The 26,383-nt window shown below is 44.6% G+C and carries 22 protein-coding genes and 2 pseudogenes; 17 read left to right on the top strand and 7 right to left on the bottom strand.

Features of this window, described 5'->3' with window-relative positions; translation table 11 throughout:
- The first annotated feature begins 355 nt into the window (after positions 1-355).
- Complete coding sequence (locus BK120_RS10330; RefSeq protein ID WP_076267393.1) at positions 356-1,594, top strand: TraB/GumN family protein; 1,239 nt, start codon at positions 356-358, stop codon at positions 1,592-1,594.
- Between the two features lie 65 nt (positions 1,595-1,659).
- Here the strand turns inward: BK120_RS10330 and BK120_RS10325 are convergent, their stop codons facing one another.
- Positions 1,660-2,544, bottom strand: coding sequence for a DUF6999 family protein (locus tag BK120_RS10325; RefSeq protein ID WP_076267392.1), 885 nt, complete (start codon positions 2,542-2,544; stop codon positions 1,660-1,662).
- The gene (locus BK120_RS10320; protein WP_076267391.1) at positions 2,541-4,415 is read right to left on the bottom strand and encodes a StlD/DarB family beta-ketosynthase; all 1,875 of its coding nucleotides are present in this window, start codon (positions 4,413-4,415) and stop codon (positions 2,541-2,543) included. The genes BK120_RS10325 and BK120_RS10320 overlap by 4 nt, the downstream gene beginning before the upstream one ends.
- A gap of 433 nt (positions 4,416-4,848) precedes the next feature.
- Between BK120_RS10320 and abc-f the strand changes: the two genes are divergently transcribed.
- The 4 genes and pseudogenes from abc-f (at position 4,849) to BK120_RS34860 (ending at position 8,489) form a co-directional block, all read left to right on the top strand.
- Positions 4,849-6,663 (top strand): ribosomal protection-like ABC-F family protein, encoded by a 1,815-nt coding sequence (gene abc-f / locus BK120_RS10315; protein ID WP_076267390.1) that lies wholly within the window; start codon positions 4,849-4,851, stop codon positions 6,661-6,663.
- Positions 6,664-6,694: 31 nt separating this feature from the next.
- Positions 6,695-7,144, top strand: a complete 450-nt coding sequence (locus BK120_RS10310) for a DUF4362 domain-containing protein (protein ID WP_076267389.1) — start codon at positions 6,695-6,697, stop codon at positions 7,142-7,144.
- 313 nt (positions 7,145-7,457) lie between these two features.
- Positions 7,458-7,664 (top strand): annotated as a pseudogene (locus BK120_RS10305) (helix-turn-helix transcriptional regulator).
- Positions 7,665-8,183: 519 nt separating this feature from the next.
- Positions 8,184-8,489 carry a hypothetical protein gene (locus BK120_RS34860; protein WP_144376724.1) on the top strand — a complete coding sequence of 102 codons (306 nt, stop codon included), beginning with the start codon at positions 8,184-8,186 and terminating at the stop codon, positions 8,487-8,489.
- Positions 8,490-8,594: 105 nt separating this feature from the next.
- On the opposite strand, the gene BK120_RS10295 is transcribed toward BK120_RS34860, so the two are convergent.
- The 5 genes from BK120_RS10295 to BK120_RS10275 form a co-directional block, all read right to left on the bottom strand.
- A complete protein-coding gene (locus BK120_RS10295) occupies positions 8,595-8,840 on the bottom strand; it encodes an HPr family phosphocarrier protein (protein ID WP_076267387.1) in 246 nt (81 codons plus the stop codon).
- Between the two features lie 29 nt (positions 8,841-8,869).
- Complete coding sequence (locus BK120_RS10290) at positions 8,870-10,291, bottom strand: NAD-dependent malic enzyme (RefSeq protein ID WP_076267386.1); 1,422 nt, start codon at positions 10,289-10,291, stop codon at positions 8,870-8,872.
- Between the two features lie 39 nt (positions 10,292-10,330).
- Entirely contained in the window at positions 10,331-11,857 is a 1,527-nt protein-coding gene (locus tag BK120_RS10285) for a tripartite tricarboxylate transporter permease (RefSeq protein ID WP_076267385.1), read from the bottom strand.
- 17 nt (positions 11,858-11,874) lie between these two features.
- Positions 11,875-12,330, bottom strand: coding sequence for a tripartite tricarboxylate transporter TctB family protein (locus BK120_RS10280; protein WP_076267384.1), 456 nt, complete (start codon positions 12,328-12,330; stop codon positions 11,875-11,877).
- Between the two features lie 108 nt (positions 12,331-12,438).
- Complete coding sequence (locus BK120_RS10275) at positions 12,439-13,455, bottom strand: Bug family tripartite tricarboxylate transporter substrate binding protein (RefSeq protein ID WP_076267383.1); 1,017 nt, start codon at positions 13,453-13,455, stop codon at positions 12,439-12,441.
- A 262-nt stretch (positions 13,456-13,717) separates the two neighbouring features.
- On the opposite strand from BK120_RS10275, the gene BK120_RS10270 reads away from it, so the two are divergent.
- The 12 genes and pseudogenes from BK120_RS10270 to BK120_RS10220 all read left to right on the top strand — a co-directional run bounded on the left by BK120_RS10270 (position 13,718) and on the right by BK120_RS10220 (position 26,265).
- Positions 13,718-15,310 (top strand): ATP-binding protein, encoded by a 1,593-nt coding sequence (locus BK120_RS10270; RefSeq protein ID WP_076267382.1) that lies wholly within the window; start codon positions 13,718-13,720, stop codon positions 15,308-15,310.
- Positions 15,307-16,002 (top strand): response regulator, encoded by a 696-nt coding sequence (locus BK120_RS10265; RefSeq protein ID WP_076267381.1) that lies wholly within the window; start codon positions 15,307-15,309, stop codon positions 16,000-16,002. The genes BK120_RS10270 and BK120_RS10265 overlap by 4 nt, the downstream gene beginning before the upstream one ends.
- A gap of 541 nt (positions 16,003-16,543) precedes the next feature.
- Positions 16,544-17,137 (top strand): TerD family protein, encoded by a 594-nt coding sequence (locus BK120_RS10260; protein WP_076267380.1) that lies wholly within the window; start codon positions 16,544-16,546, stop codon positions 17,135-17,137.
- Positions 17,138-17,165: 28 nt separating this feature from the next.
- Positions 17,166-17,747 carry a TerD family protein gene (locus tag BK120_RS10255; RefSeq protein ID WP_076267379.1) on the top strand — a complete coding sequence of 194 codons (582 nt, stop codon included), beginning with the start codon at positions 17,166-17,168 and terminating at the stop codon, positions 17,745-17,747.
- 168 nt (positions 17,748-17,915) lie between these two features.
- A complete protein-coding gene (locus BK120_RS10250; RefSeq protein WP_076267378.1) occupies positions 17,916-18,494 on the top strand; it encodes a TerD family protein in 579 nt (192 codons plus the stop codon).
- A 73-nt stretch (positions 18,495-18,567) separates the two neighbouring features.
- Positions 18,568-19,848 (top strand): TerD family protein, encoded by a 1,281-nt coding sequence (locus tag BK120_RS10245; RefSeq protein ID WP_076267377.1) that lies wholly within the window; start codon positions 18,568-18,570, stop codon positions 19,846-19,848.
- A 23-nt stretch (positions 19,849-19,871) separates the two neighbouring features.
- Positions 19,872-20,663 (top strand): TerC family protein, encoded by a 792-nt coding sequence (locus BK120_RS10240; protein WP_076267376.1) that lies wholly within the window; start codon positions 19,872-19,874, stop codon positions 20,661-20,663.
- A 100-nt stretch (positions 20,664-20,763) separates the two neighbouring features.
- Positions 20,764-21,969, top strand: coding sequence for an HpcH/HpaI aldolase/citrate lyase family protein (locus BK120_RS10235; protein ID WP_256710842.1), 1,206 nt, complete (start codon positions 20,764-20,766; stop codon positions 21,967-21,969).
- Positions 21,911-23,212: pseudogene (locus BK120_RS35915) on the top strand (phosphoribosyltransferase family protein); the annotation flags it as partial. The gene BK120_RS10235 and the pseudogene BK120_RS35915, both read left to right, overlap by 59 nt.
- 27 nt (positions 23,213-23,239) lie before the next feature.
- Positions 23,240-24,394 (top strand): cysteine protease StiP family protein, encoded by a 1,155-nt coding sequence (locus BK120_RS35910; protein WP_256710844.1) that lies wholly within the window; start codon positions 23,240-23,242, stop codon positions 24,392-24,394.
- Positions 24,391-25,188 carry an HAD family hydrolase gene (locus BK120_RS10225; RefSeq protein ID WP_076267374.1) on the top strand — a complete coding sequence of 266 codons (798 nt, stop codon included), beginning with the start codon at positions 24,391-24,393 and terminating at the stop codon, positions 25,186-25,188. Before BK120_RS35910 ends, BK120_RS10225 begins: the two co-directional genes overlap by 4 nt.
- Before the next feature lie 48 nt (positions 25,189-25,236).
- Positions 25,237-26,265: an ATP-grasp domain-containing protein gene (locus BK120_RS10220; RefSeq protein ID WP_076267373.1), complete on the top strand. Its 1,029-nt coding sequence runs from the start codon at positions 25,237-25,239 to the stop codon at positions 26,263-26,265.
- Positions 26,266-26,383 lie beyond the last annotated feature (118 nt).

Genomic DNA, 26,383 nt, shown 5'->3' with positions numbered 1-26,383 from the left:
GCCGCAAAAGTCTTTGCATCAGGGAAACATCCCCGTTTTCAAATGAAAGGACTTCAAATTCCACTGTATAGTGGAGCTTGAGGTCCTTTTTCTCGATGAAAATAAGTTCTATGTAGTGCTCAAAAAATCGCAAAATGACTTTTGAGACAGCCCCTTTTTTAAAAGTCTGCTGATCACTTATGAGATGAGGCATTATATGTTATGAATATGATGTAAAGCAACGAAAACTAGATTCGTATTTTCCGAACTAGCTATTGCGTGGTGAAAATGTGTAAAATATGTTAGGCAGAGCGGTAATTATTGGTTATATGTAGATGGAATGAAGCCGCTAAGATGAGAGGGAGAGGGTCTATTCGTGAAAAAGTTTGCAGCATTATTTCTATCATTAGCTCTACTATTTTCTTTCGTAACGAACATCCAAGCAGAGGCTAAGCCTATTTCAGTTTGGATAGACGGCGAGCAGGTGCAGCTTGGTGAGAATCAACCTACGATGGAAAAGGGAACGATTCTTGTTCCGGCGAAGACGGTTCTTCAAAAGCTTGATTTCCAAGTAACTTGGGATCAGAAAAATAAAGTCATTTCAGGCAAGAAGCAAGGACTAACCCTTTTATTCCAAATCGACAACTTAGGGGCAATGGCTAACGAGACGGAAATTGGATTGCTTGCTGCGCCGAAGGTCGTTAAAGGAACTGTATATATTCCTTTGCGTACGGTAAGTGAAGCAGCAGGCTATGAAATTACTTGGAATAAAGAGCAGCGCTCTGTTTCTCTTAAGGAGAATGAGCCAAGTAAAGGTTTCCTTTGGAAAGTAGAAAAGGACGGCAGCACCGTATATTTGCTGGGGTCGATACATATTGCGAACAAAGCGATGTACCCTTTGCGCTCTGAAATTCAAAAAGCCTATGAAGCATCCGACTATTTGGTTGTAGAGGCTGATATTTCGAAGATGAATGATGAGAAGGTACAAAAGCAAGTGCTTGATTTAAGCGTATTGAAGGATAATACAACGCTTAAAGATCATATCTCAGCTGATTCTTACAAGAAGCTTGGCGAGATTTTGAAGGAGAACGGTTTACCGGAAAATACACTGGATACCTATAAGCCTTGGAGCGTTTCGTCTACTATTGATTATCTTAGCTCAGCAAAAGAAGGTTATGATTCAGGCATAGGGATTGATGCCCATTTCTTGCAGCAGTCGCTGGAGAACAAGAAGCCAATCCTAGAGCTGGAATCGATCGAATACCAGCTTAATATGTTTAATAATTTTTCAGACAAACTGCAAGAAGAAATGTTGAAAGGTTCTATTGAGAACTATTTTGCAGAAGTATCAGGGATTGAAGATCTTACGAAAATGTGGGTTACCGGAAATGAGGAGCAGCTGCTCGAGCTGACGAAATCAGCCACGTCGAATGCGGAGCTTAATAAAGCGCTGCTTACTGACCGCAATGCTCCAATGGTTGAGAAAATAACGGGTTACTTGAATGACACGACAAAAAAATCCTATTTCGTAGTCGTAGGAGCTGCACATATGCTCGGCGAGAACGGTATCGTTCCACTGCTGGAGAAGAAAGGTTTTACTGTAGTTCGTCAATAGCAGCATGAAAGAGAGAAGGCAATCACGCAGTGAGCGTGATTGCCTTCTTTTTGTTCATGGTGTGATCAGCCGATATGCTGCTGCTGTTTAAGTTTAAGCTCAACGAGCAGCGCGTGCAGCTGCTCTGTCGCTAGGCCATGCAGTACGAGTCGAAAGCCTGCTTTAAGCGTCGTGAGCGGCACCATGGGATGTTTGTTGTTGATAAGCGCCAGTCGGTCGTTGCTGCCGATAATTTTGGAAGCAAGGATGCCAATCGTTTCATCTAGCTGAAGGGAGTTCGTCGCACGCCAGAAGTCATTATAGGTTAGAAACATTTGATAGACAGGGGTGAAGCATTCAATGGCGGTCGTCAAATCCATAAAATTGGTCCAGCGATTAGGCATTTGCTCAATAGGCAGAGGTTCCGATGTGATGGTGTTAAAGTTAAGCCGGTCCTGCTTTGTAACCTCAATTCCTTTGTGACGCAGCTCGCGATTAAGATTGATGACGAAGTTGTATAAATTGAGATCGTGAATGAGAAAAAGATCATCTTTTACCGGCTCCAGATTGGTTGGTTTGAGCGGGTTCATCTCAATCTGAACGTCAGGCACATTATCACGAATGAAGCCAAGCACCTCAGAGCCAAGATAGAAGTGGCGCAAAATCATATAATTAGCATCTGGGCTTACGAAGGTTTTCATTCCGAAATGCAGGACGCGGTGCAGCAGCCGGGATGAGGTGAGTGCCTTAGGTACGATTATTTTGTAAACCTGAAGAACAATAATCATTAATCTCGCAAAAGGACGCAGTACGGGCAGCAGAAACTGCCGTGATCTGCTAGAGCAATCCTTGAGGTAGGCAGCCTTGGCCTCCTCATTAAAGGGAATGCTCTGATCCATAAAGATGGCTAGAAACGGATTGGGATCGTTTTTGTCATGCGGCATTTGATGAAAATAATCAGTTTTGCTCATACATTGCCCAGCTCCTCTAATTGCAGCAAGTATAAGCGCGCCGTCGTTTTAGCTGTTTTCACTATTCGTCCTGCGATCTCTGCAGTGAGCATCGGATGCTGGACGACTGCCTCGAGTCTCTCGAAGTGCTTCTCATCGGAGTCGCTATGATAAAGCAGGAATGACACTTCTTCATCGCTCAGCCCAAGCTGATCGCGAATCATTTCGCCCCAGTAGCGCGCCATACGGCATCCAAGTCCCTCTATAATCCACATTGCGCCAATGAGATCAACAGGATTCTCGCGGCTAGCACGCTGGAACAAATAAGCCGACAATGCTTCACTGCCAATATTTTTTTCGCCTGATTGGATGTGCGCTAGGTCGCCGCCGATGGCGACGTAGTTGCGTTCAAGTATTTGAAAGTCACGATGCTCATCGCGCGCATGGGCAATGAACGTCGATCGGAGATCGATATGCTCGATCGCGATATACGAGGCAGCCCGCGCAATCCACTGAGAACCATCTATGACCTGTTGGCGGATGTTTTCCATTAGCAGCTTGTAGTCATGGAGGGTGAACTTGTTGTTGTACAGCTTATGAATAACCGGGACATGAGCCAGCTTTTGCTCAAAATCAATCCAAACCTGTACGAGCTGCCTAACGAGCTGCGCTTGAACGTGGTCTGCTTCGTTATACTCGAGATGAGGTGCCTCAGGCTGCCTTTCTTCAAACACCGGCTCTGCGATATGTCCTACATCAGCTGTGTCGCCTACAACCGTCAACAGCATATAAGAGGTTTGGAATCGGCCGCTTTCCGGCACCATGCATAGCACCTGCTCGCTTGGCTTCAAATGGCCTTCGTTAAGCAGCTCCTCCAGCATGATGTAGATTGAAGCAGCGCCAGTATTGCCCTTCGTATATAAATTCGTAAACCATTTCTCCTCAGGAATGGTGAGACCGCCAAGCTGCAGCAGCTTAAATATTTCGTCGCGGAAAAAATGAGATGAATAGTGGCAAACCATCCAGTCGATAGCTCTCGGTTCGATTTTACCCTCATCCACCAGCTCGAAAAACCGATTAACCCCGACCTTAGGCATTTCATTAACGAGCCGAATATCTTGTTTAAGATTAAGAGCCCCGTTGTCAGCAGCTTCATGAATGGTGACATAGTCAAGCCAGCTTTGCTGCTCGGCATTATCCTTGTTGGTTCCTGCATACATGCAGACATCGTATAGATTAGCGTAGGATTTGTTGTCGATCCATTCGATGCGCAGGGATAAACCGCTGGCGGCAGGCTGATGCTGAAGAACCGCTGCACCTGCTCCATCGGATAACATAAACCGAAGAAAGTCAGTGTCGAAAGGAATGGGATGATCAACGACACCCTTTTGCGCTTCGAACCTCGTATTTTTGAATACGCGGCTCGGAAATTCACTGGCGCAGGAAATGGCGGTTTGCTGCTCTCCGGACTGCACATGAAGGAATGCGTTTTTCATCGCCTGCATACCGCTGGCGCAAACACCGTGATGTGTCGCAACCTCCATAACAGGCAGCTTCGTTTCGGCATGCACCATACTCGCGAAGCCGGGAACAAGCAAATCACCTTGGGTCGTACCGACAGCGAGAAATGAGATTTGATCGCTCAGTGCCGCTTGGTTGCGGGAGAGCGCATCTTGTATCGCAAGTCCTGCCATTTCTGCATTTGAATATAGACTCTTTTGTTCTTTGTTTATCGCATAATGCCGAAAGCGTATTTTGTTTTGATCAAGAATGCGCCGCATCGACTTGGAGCTTTTACCGTTTATTTTGCCGAGATAATTCTCGATTTCATCATTGCCGATAGGGGGGCCGGGAAGAAATTTGCCAATGCTGGTTATATAGACGGGATTCATCAAGCACCTCCAAATAAGAAATATTTATAAGTCTTATGATCGGTTATGCAGCGTTTCAAGCCTAGTACTAACTTTATTTGGTACCGCAATTAAAGTAGGGCTTGAATATATGCATGATCGTCTTATATAATAAACGCATATCAAAACTGATGACTGACGGAGGTAACCCAGCCGATGAAGTAAGTACACGATTCCTGTAAACAACTTGTTTAAGTACAAGCGGCGTTCTCATAGCGAGAACCGGTCAGGGATACGTGCGTCGATTTGGGGACTTATGGATAGTCAATCAGCAGCGATAGATACGAGATGTTTACCCGCTAACTAGCGGTGTGACGCATCGTTATTTTCGTTTACCTGATATTCCCCTGCGTATTCGACCGTGTGCCGCTAGCCACGGTTTTTTATTATGTTTTTTTGAAATGGGGAATGTTCAATGATGCTATTAAAAGTTAAACATGTGAACAAGGAATGGGATGGCAATATCCTGTTCGAAAATATAAATTTTGAAGTCAGAGAAGGTGAAAGGCTGGCTCTGTTTGGACGAAATGGCGTGGGCAAAACGACGCTGCTGCAAGGACTGACAGGCAGAATCCCATTCGATGACGGTGAGGTGCAGCGGCTGCTTCCTCTTGCAGAGTGGGGCTGGCTCGATCAGCAGGCACAGATGAATTCCTCACTCACGCTGCTTGAATTCGTGCAGGCCGGCACAGAAGAATTGTTCCGATTAAAACGGTCGATGGTGGAGTTAACTAGGCGAATGCAAGAGGATGCAAGTGAGTCGCTGTTAAGCGAGTACAGTGAACTGTACGAACGTTATGCGCAGCTTGATGGCTATAGCTGGGAGATGAAGGTGGAGAGATGCTTAACGCAGTTAAGCTTTGATCCCTCGCTGTGGCACTTATCATTTTCACAGCTAAGCGGAGGTCAAAAGACGAAAGCACAATTAGCCGCGCTGATGGTAAGAGAGCCGAAGCTCGTTGTGCTGGATGAGCCGACGAATCACTTGGATTCTTCGGCGCTGGATTGGCTGGAAGCATGGGTGCAGGATTACCCGGGAACGGTTATTTATGTGTCGCATGATCGTACGTTTATCGACCGGACAGCAACGACTGTTCTTGAGTTTGAGCGAGATGGATGCCGGCGCTATTCTGGCGGATACACGCAGTATAAGGCGCAGAAAGAGCTGGAGCTAAGGACGCAGGAGGCGCTGTATAAGAAGCAGGAGCTGGAGCGGGAGAAGCTGCTTGAGAGCATACGCATGTATGCCGAATGGTTCCAGCAGGCGCATAAGGCGGCGGGTCAAAATGATTTTCTTAGATCAAAATCTAAAAAAAACGTGTCGCGTCTGCATGCGAAGGAGTCTGCGCTTGAGCGGTTGAACAAGGATAAGGTGCAGAAGCCGCGCGAGGACTCACAGCTGAGGATGCAGCTGGAGTCGGGCGGTTTTGGAGCGACTACGCTGCTTCGGATGGAGGACGTTAGTTTTGCCTATGAGGGGCATAGGAACGTTATAAGCAGGTTAAACCTCACCTTAGGTAGAGGTGAGCGATTAGCTGTGCTTGGTCCAAACGGAGTAGGGAAGTCGACGTTGCTTAAGCTTGCGACAGGCAGCTTATTGCCAAGCACAGGCAAGGTTAGCATTCATCCGCAGGTGAAAATCGGATATTTTGAGCAGGAGCTTGATAAGCTCGACAATGAGATGACCATTCTTGACAGCTTATTGCTGCTGCCGGAGATGACGCAGTCGCATGCAAGGACGATTCTGGGCTGCTTCCTGTTTACGAAGGAGGACGTATTTAAGCGAATCGGGGACTTAAGCATGGGTGAGCGATGCCGAGTCGCATTCTTGAAGCTTTATTTTGGCAAAGCGAATCTGCTCGTGCTTGATGAACCGACGAACTATTTGGATATTAGCACGCGAGAGCAGGTTGAACAGGCGCTACAGCATTATCCGGGTGCCGTTCTGCTTGTTACGCATGATCGCTATTTAATTCGCCAAGCGGCTAATCGACTGCTCGTACTCGATGGAAAAAATGAACCGAGCTTGTTCCACGGATCGTATGAGGAGTATATGTCTAAGGATCGAAGCCGGCTGCTTTCAGCGGATGAACAGGCAAGCCAAAATGAGCGGGAGATGTTGCAGCTGCGATTAACGCAGCTTATGAGCTGCGCTGAGCCGGAAGATCCAGCGGAGCAGAAGGAATTGATGAATGAAATTCGCCAGCTGCGCGCGCAAATAAATAGCTGATGGGCAGGCTGGAGGAAGGTGGATTTACAACATGGTTTGGAAAAATATGGCGTTTATAGTCTTAGCGGCGCTCATGCTGGCTGGATGTGCTGGTCAGGAGCAGGTTAAGTCTGGGGAAAAAACTTCAGCTTCAGATGAATCCTATGACTATACGATTAATGAGACGGAGGATGTTATTGCAAGGTCCAGTGAGGTAACGAATAGCGAGAAATTAGATGCTTTTGTGAGCGGAGCTATAGATCAGGTGCGAGTTGTACGTTTTATAACGGAAGGAAACCCGATTTTTTATAATCTTGCGAGGGCGGAGGATCAGATCGAGGTGCGCTACGATACATCACAGGATCAGTATGGATCATCAAGCGTAAAAACCTATTCATGTGACGGGTTGAAAAAAGAAGAAACGGGGCGCTCTTACGCCTATAAGCTAAGTGGCTGTGGCGCAGCCAATAAGCCGATAGATTTGTTGGACGTTCCGATTTAGGCAGGAGATATAAGGGAGGGGCTCTCCTTAAAGCAATCTCCGAATATACAGCCCCCACTTTCCACGTAATAATCTGAAAAAAAGAACCTTCAAATTCACTTTCAAAGTGGTTTTGAAGGTTTTTTTGCAAATATAAGGGATTCTCTTACTCAGATTTACCCTTTTAGGATATCCCCTTTTTTTGTTGCTTTGAAATAGTGAAAAGTAGTATGACTGGAATTTGTAAGTTTGAAATGCAATATATGGTTTACATCTATATGGATATAAATTACAGTATTTACAATGTGGATGATGGCAGATGGTGTGAATACGGATGGGTGAACATGGAAATGTGAAATTAAAGCTGGCAAGAGTTGAGAACGATATGTCGCAGGAGCAGCTTGCTAAAGCGGTTGGTGTTACGAGGTAGACGGTCGGACTCATTGAAGCTGGCAATTACAATCCGAGTATTCGTCTGTGTATCGCTATTTGCAAGACTCTCGGCAAAACGTTAAATGATTTATTTTGGGAGGCATCTTGATGAAGGTTTAGAAGCTCATAGATGAACGGATCACGTCAGAGTTGCAAAAGTATGGGCATCATGCGTTCGGCATTTTAGTTAACGAACTCCAGAGGCCTTATTTGCTGCGTAGCGTTCTGTTTTTGAATCTAACGAACACAGCGAGCCTTATTTCTTGTAATTTCGATCGTTTGGTCTCCATTAAGGGCAGATAACGACTCCTGAGTTCGTTAGAGATTAATATAGCCCTGATATTCAAGAATAACGACTACTGAGTTCGTTAGGATAAAGCATGAACATGAAAACACAGATGGTTGATTTAAGCCACTATACTAGAATGCATTTGGACTAAAGCATTGAAAGATTTTAGTAGAGATTGATAATTGAGTGTTGAGTGTTGAGTGTTGAGTGTTGAGTGTTGAGTGTTGAGTGTTGAGTGTTGAGTGTTGAGTGTTGAGTGTTGAGTGTTGGTCAATATAAGAATTTACAATTAACGGTAATAAGTATCTATAACGTTAATGATTTAACCATTACTCGGAGGTGAGTACGATCTTAAAGAAGAAAAAGACAATATTTATCGTTGTAGCTATTGTAGTTGTTTTTACATGGATTCTTACCTTCCTATCTCCCGAGTGGACGATCCGCAGACATATACTAATGAGCTTGCAGCCTATCAATAGCTTGAAAGCGGATATTTCCACAACGAGCAGAGTCGATGAAAAGTACGGTCATTTATACAATGTGAACGGGTATATGCATTACCCTACGGGAGATGAGCTGGGAGCCGTTTATTTGAAGAAGCTGGGGCCGTTATGGTACGTAGCGAGTGTAGGGACGGGTCCGTGAGGAAGAGGAAAGGGGTTGTCCCATAAGCAATGTCATCTGCTTAGGGGACAACCCCTATTTTTAAAAGCACTGCAACCAACGTACGAGGCAATTGAAGCGGGGGGATTATCGATTCACATCGACTTGAAGATTATGTTTTTTGAAAATGTGAATCATGGTGGTTTTGGCTTCCTCTTCATCTGGTCCATGTATTTCAAGGTGGTAGGCATGGGTTTGGTACAAGATGATGCTAAGTCCAAGGATGCTTTTGACATCGATAAATTTGGAATCACTGGTGCGGAGAACGATGCTTGATTTAAAATCGGCCGCCATTTGATTAATATCAACGATAGCTCTGATTCCAGCCGTCACTCGGATAACCTCCGTTCCAATTTTCTTGTTTATCTGTACTCTCGCGGTATTCTGCGTGCTACGCCTGTCTTAATCGCTGCTCTAATGACGAGATCGCGAATAGCTTTCACAACGGCCTGATTGAAAACGCTCGGAATAATGTAGTGCTTGCTTCGTTCTTCATCCGAGATAGCGGATGCGATCGCCTCTGATGCCGCCAGCTTCATTTCCTCGTTAATCGTAGTTGCTCTGCAGTCCAGTGCCCCGCGGAAAATACCAGGGAAGCACAGCACATTGTTAATTTGGTTCGGATAATCCGATCGTCCGGTGGCGATTACCCCTACAATATCCTCAACTTCCTCAGGCTTGATCTCAGGTGTTGGATTCGCCATGGCAAAGACGATAGGATTTTCCGCCATCGCCATAACATCTTCGCGTCGCAGCAGTCCTCCAGCAGAAAGTCCAATGAATACATCAGCGCCTTGGATTACATCTCGTAAAGAGCCTTCAATGCGGTTAGGGTTGGTATGCTCGGCATACCAGTTCCACATGCGGTTATCATAGTCAGTTCCAGCGGTTATCGCGCCGTTCCGATCTACACCAATGATGTTTGTAACGCCAGCGGATAAAAGAATTTTTGTGCAAGCGACGCCTGCTGCACCGATTCCACAAACAACGACCTTAATGTCATCAATGGGCTTATTTACAATTTTTAATGCATTGATTAGCGCTGCATACAATACAACTGCTGTACCATGCTGGTCATCGTGAAATACTGGAATATCGAGTTCTTCACGCAATCTTTCTTCAATTTCAAAGCACCTCGGCGATGAAATATCCTCAAGGTTAATTCCGCCGAAGCCGGGAGCAATCGCCTTAATGGTTGCGATAATTTGCTCGGTATCTTGCGTATCCAAGCAGATAGGGAAGGAGTCTACGTCTGCCAGCTGCTTGAATAGCATAGATTTTCCTTCCATAACGGGCATAGCTGCATAGGGGCCAATATTGCCAAGCCCTAAGACAGCGCTGCCGTCCGAAATGACAGCAACCGTATTTCTCTTAATCGTTAACGTAAATGCTTTTCTTTGTTCTTCATGAATGGCTAAGCAGACGCGTGCAACATCGGGCGTATAAACACGAGAGAGATCGTCGCGGTTCTGAATAGGCGATTTCAGTTTAGTTTCGATTTTACCGCCAAGATGCAGCAAAAAGGTTCTATCCGAAATATTCACTAGCTTGACTCCGTGCAGGTTCTTAATCATTTCGGTAATAATGTTAATATCGACTGTATCCGTGACGGTAATGGTAATATCTCTTATCGTCATATGCTGACTGGTCTGAATGACGTCAATGGCCACGATATCTCCACCGGCTTCGAAAATAGAGGATGCAACCTGTCCGAAATGTACTTCTTTCGTATTCATTTCGAGACGCAGTATTACACTTTTCCCACCTAGTTTATTGTTATCCATGGCTACCCCCATCAAATCTGTATTTTTTATCGTTCGTAATTAACCTTCTTCGTTAATGACAACCTCTTTCCCTCTCTTCTTTAGCAAAATAGGTATAATTAACCAGAGCGCTGCGATAATTAAGAAAACAAGCGACAACGGTTTTTGCAAGAAAATCATAAAATCCCCGTTAGATGTCGTTAAAGCTCTCCGCATATTGTTTTCAATCATAGGCCCAAGCACTAAACCAAGCACAAGTGGTGCTAGAGGGTAATCATTTCTCACCAAAAGAAAACCGGCAATGCCACAGCCCAGCAGCAGCATCAAATCAAAAATTTGTGCCTGTACTGCATAAACTCCAAATATAGAAATAGCGATTATGATCGGAATCAAATATTTCGGCGGCGTTTGAATGATTTTTGCAAAAATCTTCACCAGCGGCATATTAAGAATAAGCAAAATGAGATTTCCAATTAGCATGCTGGCAATTAATCCCCATGCAACTTGAGGATGCTCCTCAAATAACAACGGGCCTGGCTGGATGTTATACATGATTAAAGCGCCCATTAAAATAGCGGTTGTTCCCGATCCCGGTATGCCAAGCGTAAGCAGCGGAATCATTGCCCCGCCAGATGAAGCATTGTTCGCGGATTCAGGAGCGGCTACTCCGGCGATATTGCCTTTGCCGAATGATTCAGGATTTTTGCTTATTTTTTTCTCCAAAATATAGCTGAGGAACGAGGCCAATGTGGCGCCTGCACCGGGCAAAATACCAATGAAAAAACCTAATAATGAGCCGCGGGCAATCGGACCTGCGCTATCCTTTAAATCTTGTTTTGTCGGGAGGACACGCCCGATTTTTGATATTTTATCGTTGGAGTAGTCTTTTTCCAATATGGTTTTGAATACTTCACCCAAGGCAAATAGACCAACTGCCACTGTCAAAAACTCAAGTCCGGAATACAGCATTGGAATGCTGAAAGTGAATCTTGCTACGCCTGAAACGGTGTCCATACCTATAGTAGCCAGAAGCAAGCCCATTACCGTCATAATTAATGCTTTTGTAATGGATTTTCCGCCCAAACCGCTGACGGCGCATAAACCAAGGAGCATCAAGCTGAAATAATCAGCTGGCCCAAACCTTATGGCGAGTTCTGATAACGGTTCTGCTAATACGATAAGTGCAAGGACGGCAAACACTCCGGCAACAAATGAACCGATTGCAGAGATAGATAAGGCAGATCCAGCCCTACCTTGTTTGGCCATTTGGTAGCCGTCTAAAGTCGTTACGACAGAGGAGGATTCTCCAGGCGTATTAAGCAGAATAGAGGTCGTTGACCCTCCATACATCGCTCCATAATAAACCCCTGCCAACAGGATAATAGAGCTTGTCGCTGCTGCTTCTGGAGGTAAGCCGCCAGTCATTGATGCTGTTATAGGAATCAGTAGAGCGACACCGCTCATCGGGCCTATACCAGGCAATACCCCTACAGCCGTACCAATCAACACGCCTACAAAAGCAAAAAGCAAATTATGCCATTGGAAGGCGGTCACAAAGCCGTCTGCGAGAAATTGTAATGTATCCATTCAGATGCCTCCTTTTATTACGATAGCCAAGACGGAAGGCCAGGCATTGTTCCTTCCAGAATGACAACAAAGATGACGTAAACGCCGACTGCAAACAGTCCGGAGATCAAGATTGATTTCAGCCATTTTCCTCTTTCCAACACTTGAAAGCTGATTAGGAGGAAAAGAAATGTCCCGATAATATAGCCGATCGTTTCTAAGAAGAATGCGTATAAGAATGCAGCAGCAAAAATAATTAAAAACTTTTTCACATCAAGCTTTCCCGCTTTGCTGCTAGAGCCTTTAAACTTTAATACTTCGTAAAATAGACGTAAGCTTAAAATGACAAGCAGCGCCCCCAGACCAAAGGGAACGATATTAGGTCCAACCTTGCTGCCGTAGGATGAAGCGCTAATTAATGTGCTCTGCCACATGAATCCAACACCGAGAAGGAAAAATATGATGCTGGCGTATCGATCAAATGTTTTATTCAAGGCCTTCACCTCCGATGAATAATGAAAGGAGAGGAGAGAGACCAGCGCTCTCCCATCCAATCACTCATGCTTATGCTTCTATCAAGCGTTTGCTCTTCGTTCAGTCATTTACTTCTGCATACCGAGCGCTGTCAACAGCTCTTGTACCGCAACTTCTTGCTCAGCAAGGAAGGCTGTGAAATCTTCGGAGTTTTTGTATTCGCTGACCCAATCGTTTGCTTTCAATTCTTTCGCCCACGCTTCGTGTTCAGAGAGAGATTTTAATGTTTTATCCCAGTAAGCGATTTGCTCTTTGGTCATGCCTTTCGGACCTAACACGCCGCGCCAGATCGTGAACTCTGCATCTATGCCCAGCTCTTTTAACGTAGGCACATCCTTGAAGTCGCCTTCAATCCGTTCATCAGAAGTAACGGCCAAAATTTTGATTTTTCCTGCTTTTAAATAGCTGCCGAGGGAAGAGATGTCTGTTCCAATCGCATCAGCATTGTTGCCTAGCAGCGCAGCAATGGCTTCGCCTCCGCCATCATAGGACAAGTACTTGACTGTTTTTGGGTCAACGCCTGCTCTAAAGGCGGGTAGTACGCTAATTAAATGATCCATAGAACCAGGCGCCGAACCGCCGGCTAGTGTAACTTTTGAAGGGTCTGCCTTAATGTCGTTAATTAGTGAATGAAGATCGTTATATTTGGAATTTGCCGCAACCGCGATTGCGCCATAATCCTTCGTTATTTGTGCGAGCGGGGTAACATCCTTGTAGCCGTACGGGCTGTTCCCTTCTTTTTTGAGGTTGTTAATGAGAATAGGCGGGGAGCTGACAAACAGTTTGTAGGGGTCATTTTTGTCTTTGGTTACATATTCGGCTAAAAACACAGTGCCGCCGCCGCCGGGCTTGTTCTCAACAGTCATCGTTTGATCAACGAGTTTCGTTTCACCTAGCACTTTGGCCAAGGACCTTGCTGTCTTATCCCATCCGCCGCCAGCTCCCGATGGGGCTGTCACAATGAAAGGTTTCTCAGGATAATTAGCCGATCCGCCTTTTGATGCTGTTCCGCCGCAGGCCGTCAAACTAACAGCAACAAAAGCAGCAGCTACTATAGTTTTCCAATTTTTTGTTTGGTATCCCATACGAATAATCCCCCTTTAGTTTCATTCAAGTAAACGTATGAATGATTACTGTAAGCGCTTACCTGTTTGATATGCTTCATACTATCATCGCGAATTGGGGTTGAATACAATAACCACATAAGTTGAAAAGTAGTCATACTGTTTATTTTGTTCATAAAATTTACGGCCATTATCGACTCAAGGGACTATGTTCAGGGAAGCATGTAGAATACAATAAAATCAGCGTCGCGCGGATGAGAAGTTTTTGCATGGAGGTAATTGAATGCGATTACAAACGAGATTGATTTTGTTAATTGGAACTTTGCTATTTATTATTATCATTGCTCTTACCTTCAGCTTTGAGAGAATACTAGTGACGACGCTGCAGAAAAATGTAGGTGCATCAGCTCTGAAAATTGCAAAAACAGTAGCGTTGATGGACGTCATTAGACATGCCTTTGAAGAGGAGAATCCTTCAGCCATCATTCAACCCATCGTTGAGAAAATTAGAATGGAAACAGACGCTGAGTACATCGTCATTGGGAATAAAGAGGGAATTCGTTATGCGCATCCGCTGCCGGACCGAATCGGGAAAGAAATGGTCGGCGGTGACAATGGGCCTGTGCTTAATGGAGAGTCGATCATTTCAGAGGCCGTTGGCTCGATGGGCCCCTCCTTGCGGGGGAAAACTCCCATTTTTAATGATCAGGATGAAGTTATAGGCATTGTATCAGTGGGTATTTTATTAAAAGACATTGAACAATCGGCAGTGACATACCGTAATGCGATGATTATTTTTGCAGCCATTGCGCTGATGGTTGGATCTGGCGGAGCCATTGTTATTGCCAATAGCGTAAAACGATCGATCCATGGTCTAGAGCCTGAGGAAATCGGCTTGTTGTATCAGGAAAAGAGAGCTATTTTGGAAACGATCCATGAAGGCATAATTGCCGTTGATACAGAGGGAACGATTACTCTTGTCAATCAAACGGCTTTGAAACTGATCGATCCGCTCGAGCAAATGGAGATTACCGGGCAGCATGTGCGGGATGTCATTCCAGAATCGCGGCTAATGGAGGTTATTAAATCAGGGCAATCGGAAATTGATCAAGAAATGACCATTAACGAAAGCAGTGTAGTCGTCAATCGCTTGCCGATATTTGATCATCAGCACCGGGTCGTAGGGGCGGTTTCCAGCTTTCGCAATAAATCCGAGCTGCTTCGATTAACGGAGGAGCTGACGCAGGTGAAGCGTTATACCGAAGCGCTGCGTTCACAAACGCATGAATACTCCAATAAGCTGTATACGATTTATGGGCTAATCCAGCTGGAGTCGTATCAGGAAGCAATGGATATTATTACACATGAAACCGATGTTCATCAAAATCTGATCCATTTCCTCCTGCAGGAAATTCCCGATCCTATTATTGGGGGCATACTAATTGGCAAGTTCAATCGTGCGAATGAGCTTAAGGTGAAGCTTGAGATTGATTCCAAGAGCACCTTCAAAACGATCCCCGATGATCTTAACCGCAATCATCTGGTAACGATTATCGGCAATTTAATTGACAATGCGCTGGATGCTGTTTTAGAGAAAAATGATGAGAATCGAACCGTGAAGGTGTTTCTGTCTGACATAGGCAAAGCTTTTACAATCATTATCGAAGATAATGGGAGCGGCATTAAGGAGGATGTCGCAGAGCGGCTGTTTGAGCTCGGTTTCTCCACGAAAAATGAGGATCATCGGGGTTATGGGCTAGTGATTGTTACGCAGGCGATACAACAGTTAAGGGGTCATATCCGTTTTGAATCGCGTCCGCAGGAAGGGACGATCTTTACCGTTGTGATTCCAAAAGAAAAGGGGAAAGATATATGATACGAGTGGTCATTATCGAGGACGACCTTCGAATTGCACAAATCAATCGACGCTTTCTAGAGAAGATAGAGGGCTTTGAAGTCGTTGGAATTGCAACAGATAAGCAGCTGGCGCATGAGCATTTAGATATTTTGGCTCCGGATTTAGTGCTGCTTGATTTATATTTTCCCGATATGAGCGGACTTGACCTGCTTCACTACATACAGAAAAACAACCCGTTAACAGATGTCATTATTATTACGGCCGCTAAGGAATTTGAAACGGTTCGTGAAGCCATTCGCGGCGGGGTATACGATTTTATGATCAAGCCGGTTGTATTTGAACGTTTTCAAGAGAAGCTGAAGTCTTATCAAAAATATCATAACCAAATGGCACTGCTCGGCGGCTCAAATAAACAAGTGGATCAAGAGGGGATTGATCAGCTGCTGTGGGGGGTAAATGATCGTACGGATAAGGATTCTTATTTGCCAAAAGGCATCGATAAGATAACGAATGAGAAAATACTCTCTTTCATTCACGCAGGTCCTGAAGTATTAACGGCGGAGGAGCTTGGGAAAAAGGCTGGTTTCAGCCGTACGACCGCTCGGCGGTACTTGGAGTATTATGTGGCCAAGGGTGAATTAATAGCTGATATTTCTTATGGGACCGTTGGAAGGCCGGAGCGGGTTTACAAAAGAAAAGAGCAAATGTGAGGCTGCCATTTTTAGTTTTTCGAGAGGACAATGGATAATAAAAATAGCCCGTTAATGAGGAGCAGCGCACCAAAGATAAGGCCGGTTTTATTCTTTTTTATAAATTCCATTCGAACACCTCGCCACTTTTTTTTACTACATATAATTATCTCGTTTTTGGGCTCATTTTTCCACCTTTTTTTTGGTAAAAATGAAGCGAATATTAAGTTTGTGACGGAAAAAATGCACGCTTTTGTGCCTAAGCCTATGTTTATTCTGCTTTAAGGTTCATTATTTGTAGAAATTTGTATTTGGAGCAGCAATTGTTATAAAATTGATTGGGAGAGGCGATAAGGAACTGCCTGCTACCAATGCACTTTTTTCTATGTAAAATTGCCGTAAAGAAGAGGTAATATTCAGGTTTTGTAGAATAATGTATGGATCATACATTTTTTTTGGAACTTGCATGTCGAATAGGCGTATTGTTGGTTAGTAGGTTCAGAATCGCTGTATTTGGATATTTTTTTAGTAGTGAACCTTATGGAAAGGGGGTGCAAATACAATGGCTATCTCTCTCGTAAAAGGTCAAAAGGTAGATTTAACGAAAGGCAATGCTGGTCTCAGCAAAGTTATCGTTGGTTTAGGCTGGGACCCGGCTCAAACCAAAGGCGGTTTTTTCGGAATGAAAAAAGCGGCTAACGTTGACTGTGACGCATCGGCATTATTGCTTGATGAAAACGGCAAGCTAAGTGGCGAGAAAAATCTCGTTTGTTTCTACAACAAGCAAAGCGGATGCAGCTCGGTCGTTCATACGGGTGATAATATTACTGGTGAGGGCGATGGGGACGATGAGCAAATCATCGTGCAGCTTGATCGTGTTCCTGCTAATATTCACAAAATCCTTTGCGTAGTTAACATTTACGAATGTGAATCCAGACGACAAGATTTTGGCATGATCAAATCTGCCTTTATTCGTATCGTCAACCCTGCGAACAATCAAGAACTGATTCGCTTTAACTTGACGGATGATTATTCAGGCAAAACGGCTCTAGTCGTAGGTGAGCTTTACAGACACAATGGTGAATGGAAGTTTAATGCAATTGGGGAAGGCACTCATGCTGCCCATGTTGATATCCTTGCACGTCAATACCAATAAATTTATGTGAGAAAAGAGGGCTTTTAAAATGGCAATCAGCTTATCCAAAGGACAAAAAATCGATCTCACGAAAACAAACCCAGGTCTTACAAAGATTACAGTAGGTCTAGGCTGGGATACTAATAAATATGACGGCGGAAAAGACTTTGACCTTGATGCTTCTGTATTTTGCTTGAATGCACAAGGCAAAGCAGGTTCTGAATCTGATTTCATTTTCTACAACAACCCAAAAAATACAAACGGTTCAGTTGTTCACACAGGTGACAACCGTACAGGCGCAGGCGATGGCGACGATGAGCAAGTAAACGTTGACCTTTCTGCTATCCCAGCTGAAACTGACAAAATCGCATTCTGCATTACGATCTATGATGGCGCAGAACGCAGCCAAAACTTTGGACAAGTATCCAACGCATTCGTTCGTATCGTGGACGAGCAAAGCGGCACAGAACTTATCCGTTATGATCTTGGAGAAGATTTCTCTGTAGAAACAGCAGTAATCGTTGGTGAACTATATCGTCATTCCGGCGAGTGGAAATTCAGCGCAATCGGAAGCGGCTTCCAAGACGGCCTAGGCGGTCTTGCTCGCAACTTTGGTCTTTCTGCTAGCTAGTCATACTTATCTACCCGTAAAGGGTCGCCAGTGGCGGCCCTTTTTTAAAATATAACAATTTATAAGTAAGTGAACAGCGGAAAGTCGCAGCAGATATCAAAACGGTCTAGTAGGCCTTTGCACTGACTTTGGCGTTCAAACCTAGTCAATTCAAGGAGGAATAGAACGATGTCTATAAATCTTTCCAAAGGTCAACGCATTGATCTTACAAAAACAAACCCAGGTCTTACGAAGGTTGTTCTCGGTCTAGGCTGGGATACGAACAAATATTCAGGCGGCGGAGAAATTGACCTTGATGCGAGCGCGTTTTTGCTTCATCAGGATGGCAAAGCAAAGGACGAGAAGGACTTTGTATTCTATAATGCACTGATTGCTTATAACGGCGCTGTTGAGCATACGGGCGATAATCGTACCGGTGAGGGTGAAGGTGACGACGAGCAAATCAAAATTGATTTTCAAAAAGTCCCTCCGCACATTCAGCGAATCGGAATTAGCGTTACGATTCATGATGCCGAGTCCAGGCTGCAAAACTTTGGTCAAGTATCCAATGCCTTTGTTCGTCTAGTAGACGAGTCTTCTGGAAGAGAAGTGCTGCGCTATGATCTAGGAGAAGATTTCTCCGTTGAAACAGCGATTGTCTTCTGCGAGCTGTACCGACATGATGCCGATTGGAAGTTCCAAGCGGTAGGTTCAGGTTTCTCGGGCGGACTAGCAGCGCTTTGTCGCAATTACGGGCTTACGGTTTAATTTATCTGGCGTATAGGGTGGCAGTTTGAGGGTTTGCCACTCTATTCTATTATTACCGAAGGGCGGTTTAAGCATGGAGCTGGCATTAATGAAAGGTCAAAAAGCGGATATTACCAAAAATAATCCTTCCATAAAAAACCTTCTAGTTGGCATGGGATGGAACACTGCAGCAGGTGTAGATGTCGATTTTTCGGCTTTTCTATTACGAGCGAATGGAAAAACAGCTGGAGACCAAGATTTGATTTTTTACAGCAATCCTAAGGATGTCAGCGGTTCTATTCAACTGGCAAGCGGCAATAAACGCAGTATTGCAGGGAAAACGGATACCGAACAAGTATTGATCGCGATTAGCGATGTGCCTCAAACGATTGAACGTATTTCATTTACTTTAACCATTTATGATGGGGAAGCGAAGAGACAAAATTTTTCTAGCGTGAATGATGCCTATATCCGGGTTATTGACGAAGGAACAGGACGCGAAATTTTGCGGTATGATCTTGGAAAAAATTTCTCTATTGAGACTGCGATAGTCGTAGGAGATTTATATAGATATAATGGCGAATGGAAGTTCAATGCCATTGGGTCTGGATATTCAGGCGGTCTTGCTGCACTCTGCAATAGCTTTGGTATTGAAGTAAAGGCAGATGCTCCTGCTGAGGCGCCAACACCAGCACCAGCACCAGTGAAAGCTCCACTTATTCCACCAAAACCTCCCGCACCAATCGTACCAGAACCAAGCAGTCCGCCAATAAGCCTCAGCAAAATCTCGCTTACCAAACGCGGTGATGTCATCAACTTACAAAAAGGTGCCGGATCACTTGGTGAGATTGTCGTTAATTTGAACTGGAATCAGAAAAAAGCCTCCACTGGTTTTTTTGGCCGTTCAAGCAGCGGTGTAGATTTAGATGTCGGTTGTTTGTATGAATTGAAAAATGGTATGAAAGGTTCTGTTCAAGCGCTAGGCAACAGCTTCGGAGATTTTTCGCGAGCGCCGTACGTTTCGCTTGACGGGGATGACCGAACCGGCTCTATTACAACGGGTGAAAATCTTAGAATCAACGGTAATAAAGTTTCTGAGATTAAGAGAATCGTCATATACGCATACATCTATGAAGGAGCTACGAACTGGGCGGAGGCTGCTGGTATTGTAACCATCACACAAACAGGCGGGCCTGATATAGAGGTGCGGATGGACGAGCATAATAATCGCAAGGGTATGTGTGCGATTGCGATGATCGAGAATGTAAATGATCAAACCTTCAGCATTCAGCGGCTCGTGCAATATTTCTCAGGCCATAAAGAGCTTGACGAGGCTTATCGCTGGGGTCTCAGATGGGTACAAGGAAGCAAATAAAGAAAAATGCGGAGGTTTAAGAGATGGTCGACTTTTTTCAAAATGTAATAGCCAACTTCGGGAGCTTCTTTCACTGGGACAACTTGTCACAAGTTCTCACCAACCCGACAAACTGGGGAATAATCGCAACACTCGTTCTTTTGGAAGGCTTGTTATCGGCAGATAATGCGCTAGTACTAGCGGTTATGGTTAAGCATTTGCCGAAAGACCAGCAGAAAAAAGCGTTGTTCTACGGTATTATTGGTGCCTATATCTTCCGATTTATCGCAATCGGAGTAGGTGTCTATCTCGTACAAATTACATGGATTAAAGTAGCGGGCGGATTGTATCTGTTATGGATTGCGTTAAGCAATCTATTCCATCTGGAATTCAAGCTTGCTCGTGTCGGCAACATTCCATTAATTCCTTACATCGGCAAGAAGGGCAACGACGATGATGCTGAAGTTCAAAATAAAGGCTACGGCTTCTGGCGTACAGTACTTGCTGTTGAAATTATGGATATCGCGTTCAGTATCGACAGCGTTCTAGCTGCATTCGGCGTGAGTGAAGAGGTATGGGTTCTGTTCCTCGGCGGTATTCTCGGCGTTCTAATGATGCGTGGCGTCGCTCAAGTATTCCTCAAGTTGATTGACAAGTTCCCTGAGCTTGAGAAAGCGGCGTTTATTCTAATCATCGTTATCGCAGCAAAAATGATTGGCGGAGCGTATGGCTTGCATGTGCCGCACGCTTTGTTCTTCGGTTTAATTATAGCTGTATTCGGTGGTACCCTTCTTTACAGCGCAGCACGTAAGAAAAGAGAATCAAAAGCGGTTTAGATTCGATAATACTCTGTTTATGGAAAATATCCCTCAATGGATCGCGAGGGATATTTTTTCACTCTCAGATTGCTTTACACAACTTTTAGGAGGGATCACTTTGAGGTATTTTAACTATCTTACCAATGAAGAAGAGCAAAATTTCTTTTACTCCCTTCCAACTCAGTTCAATAATTATGCTGACAAAGAAGTTATTGCTCACGCGATTGGTGCAGCGCTTTATATGCCTGCCACCAAGGATAACATAGCAGATGATTTGGTAACCGGAAAACACGAAGGACTCGTGTCTATGGTGATAGACCTTGAAGATGCAGTAGGTGATAATCAAATCGAATTTGCCGAAGAGACGTTGAAGGCAACGTTGATTAAGATTGGCCGTTACATTTCGATTGGTTTGCTCCATGCCGACGATATTCCGCTTATGTTTATAAGAGTTCGCTCTGTTGAACAGCTTAAACGACTGCTCTCGTTTTTCGGTGAAGAGATTGAATATATTACAGGAATCGTGTTTCCAAAGTTTAACGTGGAGACTGGTGGAGAGTATTTAAAGCTGCTGCATGAATACAACAAGAACAAACGCTCAACAAGCTCCACGTTATATGGCATGCCTATTTTGGAAAGCTCTGACGTCATTTATCGCGAGAAAAGAATGGAAACGCTAATGGGCATTTCCCAGCTGCTGAATGAATACAAGGCCTATGTGCTGAATGTTCGTATTGGAGCAACAGATTTTTCGAGTTTATTTGGGCTTCGAAGAAGTCCGGATCATACGATCTACGACATCGGCGTCATTCGTGATTGTATTGCGGATATCGTAAATGTTTTTGGACGGATGGATAATCATTATGTGATCTCCGGTCCCGTATGGGAGTACTTTAAGAGTGATCGCGTATTTAAGCCCCAGCTCAGACAAACACCTTTTGAGGAAAGCATGGGAAGACACGGACGGATTCTGCGTATGGATTATATTAATAAATATGTGGACGGGCTTATTCGCGAGGTCGCAATGGACAAGGAAAATGGGATAATTGGCAAAACCATTATCCATCCTACCCATATTAAGCCTGTACAGTCGATGCTTGTGGTGACGCATGAGGAGTATATGGATGCCCTGCACATTATGGAAAATGAACAAGGCGATTTGGGTGTGATGAAGAGCCGTTATTCGAACAAAATGAATGAGTTTAAGCCGCATATGACATGGGCCAAACGAATATTGTTCAGATCAGACATTTATGGGGTGCTAAATGAAAACCAAAACTTCACCTGCTTGCTCGCAGAAGAACGAGAATCAGCAATCGTTTAATATTATTGGAGATTTAGAGATTGCCATTGAGGTTACGAGTAATACGTTTCATATACCGCTTGAGCAGCTTTTTCAAATGGCAGCCCGAATTAATAAAAAACGCAGTTTTTTATTCGTAAGCAAGGTGCTGGGTAAGCATATTCCTGTTCGCCCGCATTTGTCTTTGTTATCGGGTGCGGCACTTGGGCTTTTGTATCAGCAGTTTAAAGGCGAGAAGCTTCCTATCCAGATGGAGCAGCTGCTGCATGCCTTTGAATTTCCTGAGGCAGCAGGTAAAATCTATGAACAGATGAAGCAAAATAAAATGGTCATAGATGAGAAAACGCTGTTTATCGGCTTTGCGGAAACGGCAACAGCGCTTGGACACAGCATGTTCGATATGTTCGAGGGTAATGCGTCTTTCTTGCATACCACGCGTGAAAAAATCGACTATATGACGTCCTGCATCGATTTTGAGGAAGAGCATTCCCATGCGACCACACATCGCTGCTATGCTGACAACCCAGCTGTATTCGAGAATGCAGAAACGATTGTGCTGGTGGATGATGAGATGACGACCGGGAAAACGGCCATCAATATAATTCACGATTTGAATGCCAGGTATGGGAAGAAAAAATATATTGTTGCTAGTTTACTCGATTGGCGTTCAAAAGAGGATATGGAACGTTTTGATGAGCTGGAGCAAGAGCTTGGCATATCGGTAAACTGCTTATCGCTTGTAGCGGGGCGGATATCTGTTAACGGTACCCCTATTCAAACTGCTAACAAAACAGCAGAGTTGCAAACAAATGAGTCGGAGCCTGCCATTAATGTTCTCTATGTGAACAATCGGTTTGCTAGCCTTCCCTCATTAAATCGAGAAGTTTCCTACCTGAAGCATACTGGCCGCTTCGGATTGACGGCTGAAGAAAGCTTGGTGCTTGACGCAGAAGTAGGACAGGCGGCGGCGTTCCTCCGAGAACATCGAACGGGCAGCAAGGTGCTATGCATGGGAACCGGCGAATTCATGTTCATTCCTATGCGCGTAGCAGCAGAACTAGGCGATGATGTATGGTATCAATCGAGTACAAGAAGCCCCATTCATCCGGATTCCAGTTCACAATATGCAGTAAATACAGCTTATCCCTTTATTTCCCCTGAGCATGCTGACGTCATGAATTTTATGTACAACATCCCGAATGGCTATTATGATGAGATGTTTTTGTTTATGGAGCGCGAGGTTGTAGGAGCGCAAATGGAGGAGCTTAATAAGGTGCTTCTCTCCTTAGGAATCCAGCGTGTTCATATCGTTTATTTCAGTCGGAAAAGGCTTGCCGATCCGGCTCCTATCGGGAGCTATAAGCAGGAGGATGTTACTTTTCTGCTAAAAGACCTTAGCGATATTTCGTTAGAGCAGCGAACGGAGGACCGGGAAGCGGCCATGCAAACAGGCGGCCACTATTCGGAAAGCTTGCCGATTGAATATCAGCCTACTGATGAATATATACAATTGTTTCAAAATACGCTCAGTGATTCGGCTATTCGAATCGCAAGAGCGGTTGGAACGGTTTCCGAGCGAATCATTCAAAAAAATGGATTTGATGTTGTGCTTGCATCCTTAGCGCGAGGCGGTACGCCAATTGGCGTATTAATTAAGCGATATATCAAGCACATGTATGGTGTTGAGGTTCCGCATTATAGCCTTTCCATTATTAGAGGCAAAGGCATTGATGAGAATGCACTGCTGTATATCAATCAGAACCATCCACATAAACGCGTGCAATTTGTAGATGGCTGGACGGGCAAAGGCGCAATTGCCAAAGTGCTCATAGCAGCTTGCAGCCAGATGAAGCAAAAATACGGCATTGAACTGAATGATGAGCTTGCGGTGCTCGCAGACCCCGGCTATTGTGCAAGTACGTTTGGCACACGAGAGGATTTCCTCATTCCAAGCGCTTGCCTTAATTCAACGGTGTCAGGCTTAGTCAGCCGGACTGTATTGCGCAGCGATCTTATTGGCGCCGATGATTTCCATGGTGCAAAGTATTATAAGGAGTGGGAGAGCTCTGATCTGTCTCAACTATTTGTGGACACGATTTCTGCTTATTTTGATCAGACAGCTGATGATTCCAAAGCGGAAGCTCTTCAAATGGAAGCAAATCCTGCGGAAAATGAAATGACTTGGCAAGGGATGCAGGATATTGCTCGTATCCAAACTGATTTTGCAATCTCTGATATTAATTTCATCAAGCCTGGCGTAGGTGAAACGACTCGTGTTCTTCTGCGCAGAGTCCCTTGGAAAATACTCGTTGATCGTCTTGATAATCCTAACTTGAAGCATATACTGCTGCTGGCTAAGGACCGTGGTGTACCTGTGGAGGAATATTCAAACATGACCTATTCCTGCTGCGGTATTATTAAGGCTTTGAAGGGGGAGACGGAATGATTTTTGCGAGCGATTTGGACCAAACTTTAATTTATTCCGTAAGATCCAAGGGCGAGATAGAGCTTGAAGAAATGGTACCCGTTGAGCGTTATGAGGAAAGATATATTTCTTATATGACAAAGCCGGCGATTCAGATGCTGCAAGAGCTTGTCAGCATTATGCGTTTTGTTCCTGTGACGACGCGAATTCCGGAGCAATACAACCGCATCTTCGCGATAAGAGAACAGTTCCGTCCGGAATATGTGATCGTCAGCAACGGCGGTACCGTTCTCCGAAATGGGGAAATTGATCAGGAGTGGCATAGCTTCGTTCGTGAAGCTGTAAGGGAACATTGTGCTGAACATACGGAAATTGCGAGCCTGTTTGCGGAAATTGCTTCTACCCACTGGGTGAAGTCGACTGATCTTTGTGATGAGCTATTTTATTCAATTAAAGTAGAGAGAGATCAGCTGCCGCATGAAACGTTGGAGGAGCTGAAGCCGAAGCTTGCCTCGCTTGGCTGGAGCTACTCACTCCAAGGCCGTAAAATATATTTGGTTCCAGAGAAGGTAAGCAAGGGGGCTGCCATCCAGTATGTGAAAGAGAAGTTCGCTTCAAATTTCGTATATGCAGCCGGCGACAGCCTGCTCGACGAGAGTCTGCTGCTGGCAGCAGACTACGCCATATCGCCTGTACATGGTGAATTAGGACGAACCTATTCGGCACATCCGCATATTCAATTTACACAAGCAAGAGGCGCGCTTGCCTCGGAAGAACTGCTAGACTCCATCTTAGAGCATGCACGAAGATTATAAATGCAATCGCAAAAATATATCTAATCAGATGGAAGAAGGTTTTTATACATGACACGAGTTTATATGAATCGTTGGTTTTCGGTAGCTTACCATTACATTAATATGATTCGGAACAATCCAGACGGCGAGTCGTTTGAGTTTTTTGGCACGCACCCGGATATTAATCATATGTCTTTGCTTGCATCCGATCATATCGGAACAGAGCCTGCTGTTTTTGGACGCGAATACGTAGATTTTTGTGTGGATTTCTGCAAAAGAAACCAAATTGATATATTCATTCCACGTTTGCATATGGAGGAAATATCAAGATATGTTCATTTATTTGATGAGATTGGAACGAAGGTCATGGTATGCCGTGATATCGAATTGCTGGACTCCATGATTGAGAAGGATAAATTTTATGAAGCGCTGCAAGGAAAAGATCTCGTGACGATTCCAGACTATCGTGTCGTAAATACAGCAGAACAGTTTAAGCAAGCCTATGAGGAACTCACAGCTGCTGGTCATAAGGTGTGCTTTAAGCCAACGAAGTCAGAAGGAGGCATGGGTTTCCGGATTATTGATAATGAACGGGATCCGCTGCGTGACCTGTATGGCTATGTAACTCTTTCTACAACGTTTGAACAAGCTTATGAAACGTTGTCATTAACGGAGCATTTTGACACGCTGATGGTGATGGAGCTGCTCGACGGTACGGAGTATAGTATCGATTGTGTAGCATCTGCTGAGGGTGAACTCATTACAGCTATTCCTCGCCGTAAATCAACGGGCAGGACTTATCTATTGGAGGATACGCCGGAGCTGCTGGCGATTGCAGATCGAATTGCGACAAGCCTTCGCATTCCTTATGCCTTTAATATTCAGGTGCGTTACAACAATGGCATACCGAAATTGCTGGAGATCAACCCGCGGATGTCTGGCGGCCTTTATATTACCTGCTTGTCTGGCGTAAATATGCCTTATTTGGCCGTTCAAGCACTGCAAGGAAAAACGATTGATCCGCCTGATCCGAAGTTCGGTATACAAGCGGGTTATGTAGAGCAGCCTTTGATCATGGAAATGAACAGAGTAGAATAACCGGAAAAAGGGGCGAGAGCCCCTTTTTTTTTAATATTGTGCTCATTAATTTGGCACAACATCCTTTTTTTCTTTTTTAAAATTGACTTCTATGTACCAATAACGAGATAATTGTAGG

This window comes from Paenibacillus sp. FSL A5-0031 (assembly GCF_001956295.1).
Classification (GTDB): domain Bacteria; phylum Bacillota; class Bacilli; order Paenibacillales; family Paenibacillaceae; genus Pristimantibacillus.
This window is presented reverse-complemented; position numbering and strand designations above follow the sequence as displayed.